The organism is Stenotrophomonas sp. SMYL8 (genome assembly GCF_036320065.1).
Lineage (GTDB): Bacteria > Pseudomonadota > Gammaproteobacteria > Xanthomonadales > Xanthomonadaceae > Stenotrophomonas > Stenotrophomonas maltophilia_A.
This window is the reverse complement of record NZ_JAWIRR010000035.1, coordinates 1-13,615: the sequence shown is the minus strand read 5'-3', so window position 1 is coordinate 13,615 and position 13,615 is coordinate 1. Positions and strand designations below refer to the sequence as shown.

Below are 13,615 nucleotides of genomic sequence, written 5' to 3'. Positions count from 1 at the left end.
TCTATCACGTGAACGACGCCGCAGCGTCCGGGTCGGCCAGCGCGGCCGTAATGAATGCGTCGATGCTGGGGCTGCACAGCAGCGATTCGAACTGCTTGATCCGCTCCACCGGCCAGTTCCACCAAGCTATCTGCAGCAACTGCTCGATCTGCGCCTCACTGAAGCGCATGCGCACAACACGGCCGGGGTTGCCCGCGACGATGGCGTAGGGCGGGATGTCCCTGCTGACCACAGCACCGGCCCCGATGCAGGCGCCGTGGCCCACCGTCACTCCGGAGAGAACCAGTGCGCCATGGCCAATCCACACATCGTTGCCGATTCGGGTCACGCCCTTGCTGTGCGGATGCCCGTCTTGGCCCGCGCCCGGCGAATTGAACGCGATGCGCAACGGATGGGTGGTGACCCAGTCCATGCGGTGCTCGCCGCCACCGAAGATCAGCACGTCTTCTGCGAAGGAACAGAACGCACCCACTTCGATGCGCTCGCCTGCGCTCCACAGCTTGAACGTAGCACCGCCGTAGGTGAAGCGGCCGATGCTGACGCGCGTGTCGTCGGTGGTCAGCGGCGGAATAAAGCCATGGTTCATTCCGCCCTCCCTACCCGCTTCATGGTGACCTCATCGAAGGGAATGCCCACCAGGCCATAACGCAGCTTGGGCGAAGCGACCCTGATCAGCACAGCGTCATGCAGCCACGCGTGCTGGGTATTGGCAAACGGATCACCGTCGGCAATGGAAACGGTCATCGAGTAATCGCCATTGGGCAGCATCGGCAACGTGAAGCGGAAACTGGCCTCAAGCGTCGTACCGGCCTCGACCTGCATCGGCGGCTGGATGTAGGTGAAGGTGTGCTCACCGAACAGCGATTGACCCAGCCGGTCCTTCACGAAGAAACCGATCAACGGACTGGACAGCGCCTGGTGTGCAGTGGCGCGCACACGCAGAAGCACATCCTCGCCACCAGCGAACGAGGTGAGGGTTTCGCCCTGCGGATCGCTGAGCAGCACCGAATCGATGCTGGCGACACCGGAATGCCAGCCAGCCGAATTGGCCACGTTATCGAACATTTCCAGGCGCGTGTCTTGCTCCACCTGGGCCTTGGGCCGCGGCTTGGCCGACGCCGCATCACGCGATGCCTGGCGCGAGGTCAGCTTCACCGTGTCGCCGTACACCTCCTGCGAACAGTACTCGATGTAGGCGTTGCAGGTGTCCTCGGCAGTACCGTGCATGACCATGTCGCCACGGTTGAGCCACACCGCGCTCTGGCAGAAATTGAGCACCGAGGAGGTGTCATGGCTGACGAACAGCAGCGTGCCAGTTTCGCGGAACTTGCGCAGGAAGCGCATGCACTTCTGCACGAAGATGGCATCGCCCACGGCCAGCGCTTCGTCGATGACCAGGATGTCCGCATCGACGTGCGCGATGACCGCGAACGCCAGTCGCACGTACATGCCGCTGGAGTAGGTCTTCACCGGCCGGTCGACGAAATTGCCGATGTCAGCGAAGGCGATAATGTCGTCGAACCGGGCGTCGATCTGCTCGCGCGTCAGGCCGAGGATCGAGGCGCTCAGGTAGACGTTCTCGCGCCCGCTGAACTCCGGGTTGAACCCCGCGCCGAGCTCCAGCAGGGCCGCCACGCGCCCCTTGACCTCGACCGTTCCAGAGGTGGCCTGCAGGGTGCCGCAGATGATCTGCAGCAGCGTGGACTTGCCCGACCCGTTGCGGCCGATGATGCCGACCGTGTCGCCGCGTCTCACTTCGAAATCGACGCCCTTCAGCGCCCAGAATTCATCGTAGTAGCGGCGCGGCGCAAGGCCCGCGGCTCGACGCAGGCGCGGCAGCACGGCCTGCTTCAGCCGCTGGTGCGGCTGGCCATAGATCTGGAAACACTTGGTGACGCCGCTGACCCGGATGGCGACATCGCTGGAGGGATCAGAGGACATCCGCAAACCCCCGGCGCATTTTCTGGAACGTCGCAAAACCGAACCACGCGACAAGCGCAGCGCCTACTGCGTACTTGCCCAGCCCGATGAAGTCCGGGACATGACCCCACAGCAGGACCTCACGTGCCTGTTCGATGATGAACGTGAGCGGGTTGAGATAGATGTACGGCTGCAGCGTCTCCGGCAGGGCCTGCACCGGATAAAGCACCGGTGCCATGAACAGCATCACCGTGGTGACGATGCCGGTGACCTGGCCGATGTCACGCAGGTAGACACCCAGTGCCGCCAGCAGCCAGGACACACCCATGGTGCCGACCACCAGCGGGAGGATCACCACCGGCAGCCACAGTGCGGTCAGCGGGATCAAGCCGCGCAGGAGCAGCTGGGCGATCAGCAGGACCACCACCGAAACCATCGAATGGAACAGGGTGGCACCCATCGCGACCCACGGCAGGGTCTCCAGCGGGAACACGACGCGCTTCACGTAGCTGGCACTGTTGAGTATCAGCCCCGGGGCACGGTTGATGCACTCGGCGAACACGCCGTGGACGATGATGCCGACGAACAGGATTACGGCGAAATCACCATGGTTGCTGGTTTCCACGCCCCAGCGCGCCTTGAACACCACCGAGAAAACGAAGGTGTAGACCGCCAGCATCAACAATGGATTGAAGAAGGACCACGCCAGCCCGAAGACCGAACCTCGATACCGGCTGATGACCTCACGCTGGGTCAACTGCCAGATCAGCATGCGATTGGAGACCAAGCTGCGGACGAGCGCACCCGGCGAACTGCCGAACTCGGCTTGGATGCCACTCATTCCGCGGCGCCCGCCAGCGCCCTTTCCAGATCCACCTGCAGATCCCCCAGATCCTCAACACCCACGCTCAGCCTTACCAGCGCATCACTGATGCCCAGCTGCTCCCGCCGCGCAACCGGGATCGAGGCATGCGTCATCACCGCCGGGTGGTTGACCAGGCTTTCCACGCCGCCCAGCGACTCGGCCAGAGTGAACAGTTCGGTCTTCTCGCAGAAGCGCTTGGCCGCCTCGAAACCGCCCTTGAGCACGATCGAAACGATGCCGCCGTAACCGGCCATCTGCTTGCCGGCCAGCTCATGCTGCGGGTGCGACGGCAGGCCCGGGTAGATCACCTTTTCCACGGCCGGGTGCTTCTCCAGCCACTGCGCCAGGGCCAGCGCATTGGCGCAGTGTGCCTTCATGCGCAGCGGCAGGGTCTTCAGGCCACGCAGGGCCAGGAAGCTGTCGAACGGGCCCTGCACGCCACCCACCGAGTTCTGCAGGAAGGCCATCTGCTCGGCCAGTTCAGCGTTGTCGCCGACCACGACCATGCCGCCGACCATGTCCGAATGGCCGTTGAGATACTTGGTGGCCGAATGCAGGACCAGGTCCGCACCCAGTTCCAGCGGACGCTGCAGCATCGGCGAGGCGAAGGTGTTGTCGACGACGACGATCAGGCCACGGCGCTTGGCGATGGCAGCGACCGCAGCGATGTCGACGATCTTCAGCATCGGGTTGGTCGGGGTCTCGATCCACACCATCTTCGTCTTCGACGTGATGGATGCCTCGAACGCGGCCAGATCGGTCAGGTCGACGAAGCTGAAGTCCAGCCCGGCGGTGCGGCGACGCACGCGCTCGAACAGACGGAAGCTGCCGCCGTAGATATCGTCCATTGCCACCACATGGCTGCCGGCGTCCAGCAGCTCGATCACGGTCGAGCTGGCCGCCATGCCCGAAGCGAAGGCAAAGCCGCGGGTGCCGCCTTCCAGCGACGCCACGCAACGCTCATAGGCGAAGCGGGTCGGGTTGTGGGTACGCGAGTACTCGAAGCCCTGATGCTCGCCCGGGCTGGACTGGGCGTAGGTCGAGGTGGCGTAGATCGGCGGCATCACCGCGCCGGTGCTGGGGTCGGGCGACTGGCCACCGTGGATGGCCAAGGTAGCCAGGGCCAGGGCGCGATCCTGGGAAGTTGCGTTGGACATGTTCTTTCCTGAGGGGCGCCGACGCACGGCGCCATCGAAGGTGCGGAAGTCTACCAGCGCGGCCTTAACGACCTTTGACGCGGATAAACCAGGATTCAGCAGTGAACGTCGGCGATCAGCGGCTTACTGCACGCGACGGCGCAGATAGTTCAGCAGATCGATACGGGTGATCAGGCCCAGGAAAGTGTCGCCGTCCATCACGATCGCCACCTGGCCGCGGTCGAACACCGGCAGCAGCGCCTCGATCGGCGACTTCACGTCCAGCCGGTCCAGCTTGCTGACCATCGCGGTGGCGACGGTGTCGCGGAAGCGTGCCTCATCGCCATACACGTGCAGCAGCACGTCGCTTTCGTCGACGATGCCGACCAGCTGCTCGCCGTCCATCACCGGCAGCTGCGATACGTCGTACAGCTTCATGCGCTGGTAGGCAGTGGTCAGCAGGTCGTTCGGACCGATCACCACGGTGTCGCGCTGGCCGTACGGGCGCAGGATCAGGTCGCGCAGGTCGCCGTGCTGCGGGCGCTGCAGGAAACCGTTGTCCAGCATCCAGTAGTCGTTGTACATCTTCGACAGGTACTTGTTGCCGGTATCCGGCACCAGCACCAGCACCTTCTTCGGCGTGGTCTGCTCCTTGCAGTACCTCAGGCCGGCGGCCAGCAGGGTGCCGGTGGACGAACCACCCAGGATGCCTTCCTTGCCCAGCAGTTCGCGTGCGGTGTGGAAGCTCTCGGCATCGCTGATGGCATAAGCCTTCTTGACGCGGCTGAAATCGGAGATCGAAGGCAGGAAGTCCTCGCCGATGCCTTCCACCAGCCAGCTGCCCGATTTGTCGTTCAGATTGCCGTCGTTGATGTACTCGGCCAGGATCGAACCAACCGGATCGGCCAGCACCAGTTCGGTCTTCGGCGACAGCTTGGCGAAGGCACGCGACAGGCCGGTCATGGTGCCGGAACTGCCACAGCCGAACACGATGGCGTCGAGGTCACCGCCCATCTGTTCGAGGATTTCCGGGCCAGTACCGAATTCATGCGCGGCCGGGTTGTCCGGGTTGCCGAACTGGTTGATGAAGTAGGCGCCCGGGGTCTGCTCGGCGATGGTCTTGGCCAGGTCCTGGTAGTACTCCGGATGGCCCTTGGCCACGTCAGAGCGGGTCAGGCGCACTTCGGCGCCCATCGCCTTCAGATTGAAGATCTTTTCCCGGCTCATCTTGTCGGGAACGACCAGAATGAGCTTATAGCCCTTCTGCTGGGCCACCAGCGCCAAGCCCAGGCCGGTGTTGCCAGCCGTGCCCTCGACCAGGGTGGCACCGGGCTTCAGGTCGCCGCGCTTTTCCGCCGCCTCGATCATCGACAGGCCGATGCGATCCTTGATCGATCCGCCCGGGTTGGCGCTCTCCAGCTTCAGGTAGAGCTCGCAGACGCCGGTGTCCAGGCGCTGGGCCTTGACGATCGGGGTCTGGCCGATGAGTTCGAGGACGGAAGAATGGATGGGCATTCGGAGGACTTTCGGTTCGCGCCGCACAGGGCCGGACCGATGATTATCCGACGGATGGCGATGAAAGTCAGGTCGGCAGGGCCGCAGCCCGTCCACCGTAAAAAGAGATGCGGACGGCCCCGGATCGACGAGGAGACCGGTACCGCCCGCATCGGTGAGCTGTGCCTGCAGGCCAAGGCACCACGGCCTGTGGTGCCTTGGCGCGGCCGCCTCATCGGCGGTGCCGCGATGCCGGGGCAGGAGCGCCCGACGGGGCCATCGATGGCCGAGTCACGCCGTTCCGGGCGTGACGGGGTGCGTCAAAGCGTGGGGGACGTCATTGGGAGCGGTGTTTCGTACATTCGCAGAAGTCGTTGCTTGGCCAGCAGCTTCTCGCGCTTCATGCGACCCAGGGTGACATCATCGATCGGGAGTACACCCAACTCCGCGTCCATGCACTTCTTGTTCAACTTACGGTGCTGGTCATGGAGTGCCCTGAACTCCGGATCACGCGCGCGACGGGCGTCGATCTCGCTCTGGGGCTGATCTTCAAACATGATGGACCTCCTTCGACAGATACACGAACGCCCCGGCCGCAAGGCACGGGGCGTTGTTCATGGAGGAGCGCCGGTCGATGGCCACCTGGACGCCTGCAACGACCTGCGGCACTGGCCTGCGCACGTCGATCTGCTGCGGTTCGCGCCCTGTTTGCATCGGCCCGGCCCTCCCATCGTCCGGTCCGCGGCATTGCGTCCCGGACGATTGACCCTACGCCTGCTCAAGGCGGGGTACAAGACCCCTGCGGCAAAAAGACCGAACCCCGCCGGGGCGGGGTTCAGGCTGAATGCTCATCGCAACGAAAAACAAACAATATCAAGCAATTACGGGGCGATGATGACCTCGGCCGAGCGTGCCCGGGTGGACGCCGCCTTCTTGCCGCTGAGCTGGATCCGGTTGCTCGCGACACCTGCCGCGACCAGGGCATCGCGCAGGGCCTCGGCACGCTTCTGACCGACCCCGTTGGCGCTGTCATAGGCCTCGATGCGCAGGCGGCCCTTCTTGCCGATGTTCAGGTACTCGGCCAGTGCCTTGGCCTGGTTGCGGGCCCCACCGGACAGGCTGGAGGCGCCAGCGGCGAATGCGTCACCATTGAAGGTGAAGACTTCGCCACGGCCATCGAACTTCGAGCCCGGCAGCTTCTGCCCGGATACCAGCTCGGCTTCCTCGCGGGCCAGCTTGGCGGCGTTCTGCTGCGCGGCGCTGAGGCGCTGCTGCTGCTTGCCGGCCACGCTGGTCAGGGCATTCTCGGCGTCCTGGCGGGCCAGGGTCTCGGCCTCGGCGGCCTGGCGCAGGCGCTCAGCCTCCTCGGCCTGCATCTGCGCCTGCATGCGCAGCTGCTCGGCCTCCTGGCGGGCACGGGCTGCATCGCGGCGGCTGGCCTCGATCAGCAGATCACTGCGGGTGCGCTCGAGGCGATCGACCTCACGCGCGGCCAGTGCGGCACGCACGGCAGTCTCGGCAATCTCCACCCGGCGCTCGGCCAGGTAGGTGGCCAGCTCCTGGTCGCGGCGCTTGGCCTTGTCCAGGGTGGCGATGGCCTGCTGGGCCTGCATGCGCTCGAAGGCGCCCAGCTCAGCCGTGTCGGGATTGGCCTGGATGGCCATCAGACGCTGGCTCAGCTGCGCCACCATCGGGTTGTCGGCGGCCGGGGCCAGGGTCGGCAGCGCCAGCAGCGCAGCCAGGGTTGTGGCAGTCATCGGCTTCACCGGCGGTCCTCCCCGGTCGACAGCTGGCGTTGCAGCTGGTTGACCTCGTTGCGGCGCAGCTGCAGCTGCGCGGTGACGGTGGCTTCCTCGCTGCGGGCGCGGGCCAGGTCGGCATCGGCAGCGGCGCGCAGGGCGATCGCCGGGGCGTTCTTGCGCTCGCGGCGGTCGCCGGCAGCACGCTGGGCCTGTTCCAGCCCCTGCCGGGCCAGCCCGATCAGGTCCGGGGCGTACTGGTCGGCGTCGGCCTGGGTGGCCTTGTCGACCGCCTGCCGGGCCTGGGCCAGTTCCAGTGCGCCGTCCTGCGCCCAGGCGGGGGCAGACAGTGCGAATGCAAACGCCATCACATACAGGCCATGGCGCATTCGTGCGAAGCTAAGTCGTTTCATTGGGGAGGCCGTACCGGTTGTCGGTTCACGGCCATTGTCGTCAAGCCGACACCGTGCTGGCAACGGGCGTCGGCCGTTTCGTTGGGGAAAATTCGCAATGGATATCGGCTACTTCCTGAAGCTGATGACCGAAAAGAACGCTTCGGACATGTTCCTGACCACCGGAGCACCGGTCTACATCAAGATCGAGGGGAAGCTTTATCCGCTGGGCAACACCGGCCTGCCGCCGGGCATGGTCAAGAAGATCGCCTACTCGCTGATGGACGAAGGCCAGGTGCCGCAGTTCGAGCGCGAGCTGGAGCTCAACATGGCCATCGCCCTGCCCGATGCCGGGCGCTTCCGCGTCAACGTGTTCAAGCAGCGCGGCGAAGTCGGCATGGTCATCCGCGCCATCCGCAGCCGCATCCCGAGCATCGAGGAGCTGAACCTGCCGCAGGTGCTGAAGGACGTCATCATGACCCCACGCGGGCTGGTGCTGGTGGTGGGGTCCACCGGTTCCGGCAAGTCCACCTCGCTGGCGTCGATGATCGACCACCGCAACAGCACCACCACCGGTCACATCCTCACCATCGAGGACCCGATCGAGTACCTGCACAAGCACAAGATGTCGATCGTCAACCAGCGCGAGGTCGGGCTGGACACCCATGCCTTCCACAACGCGCTGAAGAACGCGATGCGTGAAGCGCCGGACGTGATCCTGATCGGCGAGATCCTGGATGCGGAAACGATGGAGGCGGCGATCGCCTTCGCCGAAACCGGCCACCTGTGCCTGGCCACCCTGCACTCCAACAACGCCGACCAGACCATCGAGCGCATCCTCAACTTCTTCCCGGAAAGCGCGCACAAGAACGTGCTGATGAATCTGGCGCTGAACCTGCGTGCAGTGATCAGCCAACGCCTGGTGAAGAACAAGGAGGGCCGTCGCCTGCCGGCCACCGAGGTGCTGATCAACACGCCGATGATCCGTGACCTGCTGCGTCGCGGCCAGGTGCACGAGATCAAGGCGGCGATGGAAGGCTCGCTGGAGGAAGGCATGGAGAGTTTCGACCAGTGCCTGTTCCGTCTGGCCAAGGCCGGCATCATCGAGCAGGAGGAAGCGCTGCGCGCGGCTGACTCGCGCGATGGCCTGGCCCTGAAGTTCCGCCTGTCCGAAGGCAGCAGTGGCGAGCACGACCCGTACGCGGATTTCTCGGCCGGGCAGCCAAGCATCACTCACGGGTTCTGACCGCACGAAAAAGGGGACGGAGGGGATTAAGTCGTAAGTGCATTTACGACTTAATCCCCTCCGTCCCCTTTTCCTGAAGAATTCAGGGGCGGTCTCATCCAATGAGACCCCTCATCCGTAGGTTTCCTCAATGGAAACCATCCGCAAGCTGGCCATTCTGGCCGATGCCGCCAAGTACGATGCCTCCTGCGCCTCCAGCGGCTCGGGAAAGCGCGATTCGCGCGTCAGTGGCGGTATCGGCAGCACCGAGGGCATGGGCATCTGTCACAGCTACACGCCCGATGGCCGCTGCGTTTCATTGCTGAAGATCCTGCTGACCAACTTCTGCATCTACGAGTGCGCCTATTGCGTGAACCGCGTCTCCAGCAACGTGCCCCGCGCACGTTTCAGCGTGGACGAGGTGGTCACACTCACCCTGGACTTCTACAAGCGCAACTACATCGAGGGCCTGTTCCTGTCCAGCGGCATCATCCGCAATGCGGACTACACCATGGAACAGATGGTGGAAGTGGCCCGGCAGCTGCGCGAAGAACACCGCTACGCCGGCTACATCCACCTCAAGACCATTCCCGAGGCCTCGCCGGAGCTGCTGGCCAGTGCCGGGCGCTATGCCGACCGCCTGTCCATCAACGTGGAACTGCCGACCGAAGCCGGCCTGAGCGCCTTGGCGCCGGAGAAGACGGTGCATTCGATACGCGGCGCGATGGGCGAACTACGCTGGCGCATCGAGGAAGCCAAGGAGGCGCGCAAAGCCCCCGCAGCGATGGCACCGAGGGCCAGCCGCAGTCCACGCCCTCCCCGTTTCGCACCCGCCGGGCAGAGCACGCAGATGATCGTCGGCGCGGACGGGGCCAACGACCAACAGATCCTGGCCAGCGCCGATGCGCTGTACGGCAACTACCGCATGCGCCGGGTGTACTACTCCGCGTTCAGCCCGATTCCGGACGCCAGCCGGCAGCTGCCACTGCAACCGCCTCCGCTGCAGCGCGAACATCGCCTCTACCAGGCCGACTGGTTGCTGCGCTTCTACGGGTACGGCGTGGATGAGATTACCGATACCACCCAGGACGGCATGCTCGACCTGGATATCGACCCGAAAATGGCTTGGGCGATCCGTCACCCCGAGCGCTTTCCTGTGGATCTCAACCGTGCGCCGAAGGAAATGCTGCTTCGCGTACCCGGGCTGGGCGTGCGCAACGTGAAACGGGTGCTGATGGCACGCCGCCACGGTCGCCTGCGGGTTGCCGATGTAGCACGCCTGAAGGCACCGATGAGCAAACTGCTTCCGTTTGTGCAGCTGGCTGACCACCATCCACGCAAATCGCTGGACGATCCGGCGGCGCTGCGCGCGCAGTTGGCCCCACCGCCTCGTCAGGGATCGCTGTTTGATGCACCGCCCGCCGCCTGACGCGCAGCGCTGGTCGCTGCGGGTGGACCCGCAGTGGTCGCTGCAGGCCTGGCGCGATGCTGCGCGCGAAGCGTTGCTGCGAGGCGTGGCCCCTCCTCAGCTGGACTGGCTGGAAGGGAGCGAAACGTCCTTGCTGGATGCGCCGGCCGTGCAGCGGGCGCCGATGCTGGCCGATGCCAGTGCACCCAACGTGCCCCGCGATTTCCTGGAACTGGCGGCCACCTGCCTGTGCCATCACGACCCCCAGCGACTGGCCTTGCTGTATCGCCTGCTGTGGCGCATCGTCCATGGCGAGCGTTCGGTGCTGAGCAACCCCGCCGACGCCGATGTCCTGCGCGCAACGGCGCTCGCCCAGGCCGTCCGCCGTGACACGCACAAGATGAAGGCATTCGTGCGCTTCCGCGAGGTGCCTGGCCAGCCTGATGCGTTCATCGCCTGGTTTGAGCCACAGCACCACATTGTCGACCGGGTCGCGCCCTTCTTCGCGCGCCGCTTCACCGGCATGCGCTGGGCGATCCTCACGCCTTCGCGCAGCGTCGCATGGGATGGGCAGGCGCTTGCCTTCGGCCCCGGCGCACGGCGCGAGGATGCCCCGGCCGAGGATGCGCGCGAATCACTGTGGCAGACCTACTACGCCAACATCTTCAATCCGGCGCGACTCAATACACGCATGATGATGCAGGAGATGCCGGCAAAGTACTGGCGCCACCTGCCGGAGGCCCAACTGCTGCCACGCCTGGTGCGCGATGCGGCCGACCGCGTGCAGGAAATGCATGACCGTCCCGCGCAGGCACCGCAGCGCAGGATCCCCCTGCGTGCAGGTATTGCGATGCCAGCAGCGGATGCCAGCAGTCTGGAGAATCTACGCGGACAGGCCAGCACCTGCCGCCAGTGCCCGCTGTGGGAGCAGTCCACGCAGACCGTGTTCGGGCAGGGGCCTGCAGACGCCCGCATGATGCTGATCGGGGAACAACCTGGCGACACCGAGGATCTGCGCGGACAGCCGTTCATGGGTCCTGCCGGTCAGCTGCTGGACCGTGCGCTGACCGAATTGGGAATCGATCGCGCGGGGCTGTACCTCACCAACGCCGTGAAGCACTTCCATCATGAACGGCGTGGCAAGGTGCGACTGCACAAGCGACCGGAAAGCCGGCACATCCAGGCCTGCCGCCCCTGGCTGATGGGTGAGATCGCGCGCGTGCGGCCCCAGGTGATCGTGTGCCTCGGCGCGACAGCGGCAGCCTCGGTGTTTGGTCGTGGGTTCGACCTCTCACGCGACCGCGGACGCTGGCACACCCTCGAGGACGGCACCCGCGGCTATGCCACGGTACACCCGGCATGGGTATTGCGGCAGACCGACGATGCGCGCCGCGAGGATGCCTATCGACTGTTCCGCGATGATCTGGCCCGATTGCAACAAAAAGGGGACGTAGGGGATTAAGTCGTAACTGCACAAACGACTTAATCCCCTCCGTCCCCTCTCCTTTCAGGCGGCGTCGGGCTGGTTTTCCGGGCGTGCGCGGTCGAAGGCGTCCAGTGCCTGGCAGGCAGCTTCGATACGGCGCAGGGTCGGGTACGGCGCCAGGTCCAGACCGAAGCGATGCGCGTTGTACAGCTGCGGCAGCAGACAGATATCAGCCAGGCCGGGACGGTCACCGTGGCAGAAGGTGCCCGTCGCGCTGCTGTTGGCCAACATTGCCTCCATGGCAGCGAAACCCTCGGCGATCCAGTGCAGGGTCCACTGCGTACGGGCATCGGCCGGCACCTGCAGGGTGCGCTCCAGGTACTGCATCACCCGCAGGTTGTTGATCGGGTGGATGTCGCAGGCCACCAGCTGGGCCAGCGCACGCACCCGCGCACGGCCGGCAGCATCAGCTGGCAGCAGCGGCACCTGCGGGAAGCGCTCATCCAGATACTCCAGGATCGCCAGCGACTGGGTCAGTGCATGCCCGTCATGCAGCAGGGTTGGCACCAGCTGCTGCGGATTGAGCGCGCGATAGGCATCCAGATGCTGCTCGCCACCGTCGCGCACCAGGTGCACCGGCCGGGCTTCCCAGGCCAGGCCCTTCAGCTCCAGGCCGATGCGCACGCGGTAGGCGGCGCTGGATCGCCAGTAGGTGTACAGCACGATGCCGTCGTCGACCGGGATCTCCATCGCCGCTTCCATGCTCAGGGCCTGGTCGCCTGTTCGATGCGCTGCTCGATCGCACCGAAGATGCTGTTGCCGGCGGCATCGAGCATCTCGATGCGGACCACGTCGCCGAAGGACATGAACGGCGTGCTCGGCTTGCCGTCGCGCAGGGTCTCCACCACGCGCTGCTCGGCGAAGCACGAGGCGCCCTTGCTGGTGTCCTCGTTGGCGATGGTGCCCGAGCCAACGATGGTGCCGGCGCTGAGCGGACGGGTCTTGGCCGCATGTGCGACCAGCTGGGCGAAGTTGAACTGCATGTCCACGCCGGCTTCCGGCGCGCCGAACCACTGGCCGTTGATGTGGGTCAGCAGCGGCAGGTGCACCTTGCTGTCCTGCCACGCGGCGCCCAGCTCGTCGGGGGTGACGAACACCGGCGACAGCGCCGAGCGCGGCTTGGACTGCAGGAAACCGAAGCCCTTGGCCAGCTCGCCCGGAATCAGGTTGCGCAGCGAGACATCGTTGACCAGGCCGACCAGCTGGATATGGCCTGCGGCCTGTTCCGGGGTGGCGGCCATCGGCACGTCGTCGGTGATCACCACGATCTCGGCTTCCAGGTCGATGCCATAGTCCTCGCTGACCACCTTGACCGCGTCGCGCGGACCGTAGAAACCGGCGCTGGTCGCCTGGTACATCAGCGGGTCGGTGTAGAAGCTCTCCGGCACCTCGGCGCCACGGGCGCGGCGCACGCGCTCGACATGCGGCAGGTAGGCGCTGCCATCGACGAACTCATAGGCACGCGGCATCGGCGCGGCCAGCGCCTGCGGGTCCAGGTCGAACACGCCATCGGCGTCGCCCGCGTTGAGCGATTCGTACAGGGCGTTCAGGCGCGGCGCGATGTGGCTCCAGTCCTCCAGGGCCTGCTGCAGGGTGGCGGCAATGCCGGTGGCGCGCACGCCGTGGCGCAGGTCACGCGAGACGACGATCAGGGTGCCGTCGCGGCCGCCTTCCTTCAAAGAACCAAGCTTCATGGGTGGGTGTCCGGAGTCGTGGGCAAACAAGTTTCAAGTGTAATCAAATCTGCGTCGACGCCAAGCTGCAGCGCGGCATCGACCCACCCTACCGTAGTGGGGGGGTCGGCAGGGTTGCACCCTGCACCTGCTTCCAGCCAGGGCAACGTCAACAGCAACAGCCGGCTCTGGGTTGTCTGTGAGCTGGGCGGGACGGTGTGGGTGGGCAGGACACGCCGTAAACCCGTCCCTGGGGGCTCGATGGCGCCATCCATGG

Annotated in this window: 13 protein-coding genes; 3 read left to right on the top strand and 10 right to left on the bottom strand. The window is 65.4% G+C overall.

Features of this window, described 5'->3' with window-relative positions; translation table 11 throughout:
• Positions 1-4: 4 nt before the first annotated feature.
• The 8 genes from V3B25_RS19505 to V3B25_RS19470 form a co-directional block, all read right to left on the bottom strand.
• Complete coding sequence (locus V3B25_RS19505; protein ID WP_329811401.1) at positions 5-586, bottom strand: CatB-related O-acetyltransferase; 582 nt, start codon at positions 584-586, stop codon at positions 5-7.
• Entirely contained in the window at positions 583-1,941 is a 1,359-nt protein-coding gene (locus V3B25_RS19500; RefSeq protein WP_329811400.1) for an ABC transporter ATP-binding protein, read from the bottom strand. The genes V3B25_RS19505 and V3B25_RS19500 overlap by 4 nt, the downstream gene beginning before the upstream one ends.
• Entirely contained in the window at positions 1,931-2,761 is an 831-nt protein-coding gene (locus tag V3B25_RS19495) for an ABC transporter permease (protein ID WP_329811399.1), read from the bottom strand. Before V3B25_RS19495 ends, V3B25_RS19500 begins: the two co-directional genes overlap by 11 nt.
• Positions 2,758-3,942, bottom strand: coding sequence for a cystathionine gamma-synthase (locus V3B25_RS19490; RefSeq protein ID WP_329811398.1), 1,185 nt, complete (start codon positions 3,940-3,942; stop codon positions 2,758-2,760). Before V3B25_RS19490 ends, V3B25_RS19495 begins: the two co-directional genes overlap by 4 nt.
• A gap of 123 nt (positions 3,943-4,065) precedes the next feature.
• Positions 4,066-5,436, bottom strand: a complete 1,371-nt coding sequence (locus tag V3B25_RS19485; protein WP_049424878.1) for a pyridoxal-phosphate dependent enzyme — start codon at positions 5,434-5,436, stop codon at positions 4,066-4,068.
• 299 nt (positions 5,437-5,735) lie between these two features.
• The gene (locus V3B25_RS19480) at positions 5,736-5,972 is read right to left on the bottom strand and encodes a YdcH family protein (RefSeq protein WP_004154075.1); all 237 of its coding nucleotides are present in this window, start codon (positions 5,970-5,972) and stop codon (positions 5,736-5,738) included.
• A 324-nt stretch (positions 5,973-6,296) separates the two neighbouring features.
• Positions 6,297-7,181, bottom strand: a complete 885-nt coding sequence (locus tag V3B25_RS19475; protein ID WP_201118137.1) for a hypothetical protein — start codon at positions 7,179-7,181, stop codon at positions 6,297-6,299.
• Entirely contained in the window at positions 7,178-7,543 is a 366-nt protein-coding gene (locus tag V3B25_RS19470; protein ID WP_049398394.1) for a DUF4398 domain-containing protein, read from the bottom strand. Before V3B25_RS19470 ends, V3B25_RS19475 begins: the two co-directional genes overlap by 4 nt.
• A gap of 121 nt (positions 7,544-7,664) precedes the next feature.
• Between V3B25_RS19470 and V3B25_RS19465 the strand changes: the two genes are divergently transcribed.
• The 3 genes from V3B25_RS19465 to V3B25_RS19455 all read left to right on the top strand — a co-directional run bounded on the left by V3B25_RS19465 (position 7,665) and on the right by V3B25_RS19455 (position 11,641).
• The gene (locus tag V3B25_RS19465; protein WP_032127971.1) at positions 7,665-8,792 is read left to right on the top strand and encodes a PilT/PilU family type 4a pilus ATPase; all 1,128 of its coding nucleotides are present in this window, start codon (positions 7,665-7,667) and stop codon (positions 8,790-8,792) included.
• Between the two features lie 130 nt (positions 8,793-8,922).
• The gene (locus V3B25_RS19460) at positions 8,923-10,200 is read left to right on the top strand and encodes a putative DNA modification/repair radical SAM protein (protein ID WP_201118135.1); all 1,278 of its coding nucleotides are present in this window, start codon (positions 8,923-8,925) and stop codon (positions 10,198-10,200) included.
• On the top strand, positions 10,181-11,641 hold the full coding sequence (locus V3B25_RS19455; RefSeq protein ID WP_329811397.1) for a UdgX family uracil-DNA binding protein: 1,461 nt from the start codon (positions 10,181-10,183) through the stop codon (positions 11,639-11,641). The genes V3B25_RS19460 and V3B25_RS19455 overlap by 20 nt, the downstream gene beginning before the upstream one ends.
• Positions 11,642-11,686: 45 nt before the next feature.
• Here the strand turns inward: V3B25_RS19455 and maiA are convergent, their stop codons facing one another.
• Together maiA and V3B25_RS19445 are read right to left on the bottom strand one after the other, a co-directional pair.
• Positions 11,687-12,355, bottom strand: a complete 669-nt coding sequence (maiA, locus tag V3B25_RS19450) for a maleylacetoacetate isomerase (protein WP_201118133.1) — start codon at positions 12,353-12,355, stop codon at positions 11,687-11,689.
• 14 nt (positions 12,356-12,369) lie between these two features.
• On the bottom strand, positions 12,370-13,359 hold the full coding sequence (locus tag V3B25_RS19445; protein WP_032127967.1) for a fumarylacetoacetate hydrolase family protein: 990 nt from the start codon (positions 13,357-13,359) through the stop codon (positions 12,370-12,372).
• Positions 13,360-13,615 lie beyond the last annotated feature (256 nt).

What these genes read in the sequence shown, in the direction of transcription:
- V3B25_RS19480 (WP_004154075.1), bottom strand. Translation starts at nt 5,972, where the DNA reads ATGTTTGAAGATCAGCCCCAGAGCGAGATCGACGCCCGTCGCGCGCGT.
- V3B25_RS19445 (WP_032127967.1), bottom strand. Translation starts at nt 13,359, where the DNA reads ATGAAGCTTGGTTCTTTGAAGGAAGGCGGCCGCGACGGCACCCTGATC.
- V3B25_RS19495 (WP_329811399.1), bottom strand. Translation starts at nt 2,761, where the DNA reads ATGAGTGGCATCCAAGCCGAGTTCGGCAGTTCGCCGGGTGCGCTCGTC.
- V3B25_RS19490 (WP_329811398.1), bottom strand. Translation starts at nt 3,942, where the DNA reads ATGTCCAACGCAACTTCCCAGGATCGCGCCCTGGCCCTGGCTACCTTG.
- V3B25_RS19470 (WP_049398394.1), bottom strand. Translation starts at nt 7,543, where the DNA reads ATGCGCCATGGCCTGTATGTGATGGCGTTTGCATTCGCACTGTCTGCC.
- V3B25_RS19460 (WP_201118135.1), top strand. Translation starts at nt 8,923, where the DNA reads ATGGAAACCATCCGCAAGCTGGCCATTCTGGCCGATGCCGCCAAGTAC.
- V3B25_RS19485 (WP_049424878.1), bottom strand. Translation starts at nt 5,436, where the DNA reads ATGCCCATCCATTCTTCCGTCCTCGAACTCATCGGCCAGACCCCGATC.
- maiA (WP_201118133.1), bottom strand. Translation starts at nt 12,355, where the DNA reads ATGGAGATCCCGGTCGACGACGGCATCGTGCTGTACACCTACTGGCGA.
- V3B25_RS19455 (WP_329811397.1), top strand. Translation starts at nt 10,181, where the DNA reads ATGCACCGCCCGCCGCCTGACGCGCAGCGCTGGTCGCTGCGGGTGGAC.
- V3B25_RS19505 (WP_329811401.1), bottom strand. Translation starts at nt 586, where the DNA reads ATGAACCATGGCTTTATTCCGCCGCTGACCACCGACGACACGCGCGTC.
- V3B25_RS19500 (WP_329811400.1), bottom strand. Translation starts at nt 1,941, where the DNA reads ATGTCCTCTGATCCCTCCAGCGATGTCGCCATCCGGGTCAGCGGCGTC.
- V3B25_RS19465 (WP_032127971.1), top strand. Translation starts at nt 7,665, where the DNA reads ATGGATATCGGCTACTTCCTGAAGCTGATGACCGAAAAGAACGCTTCG.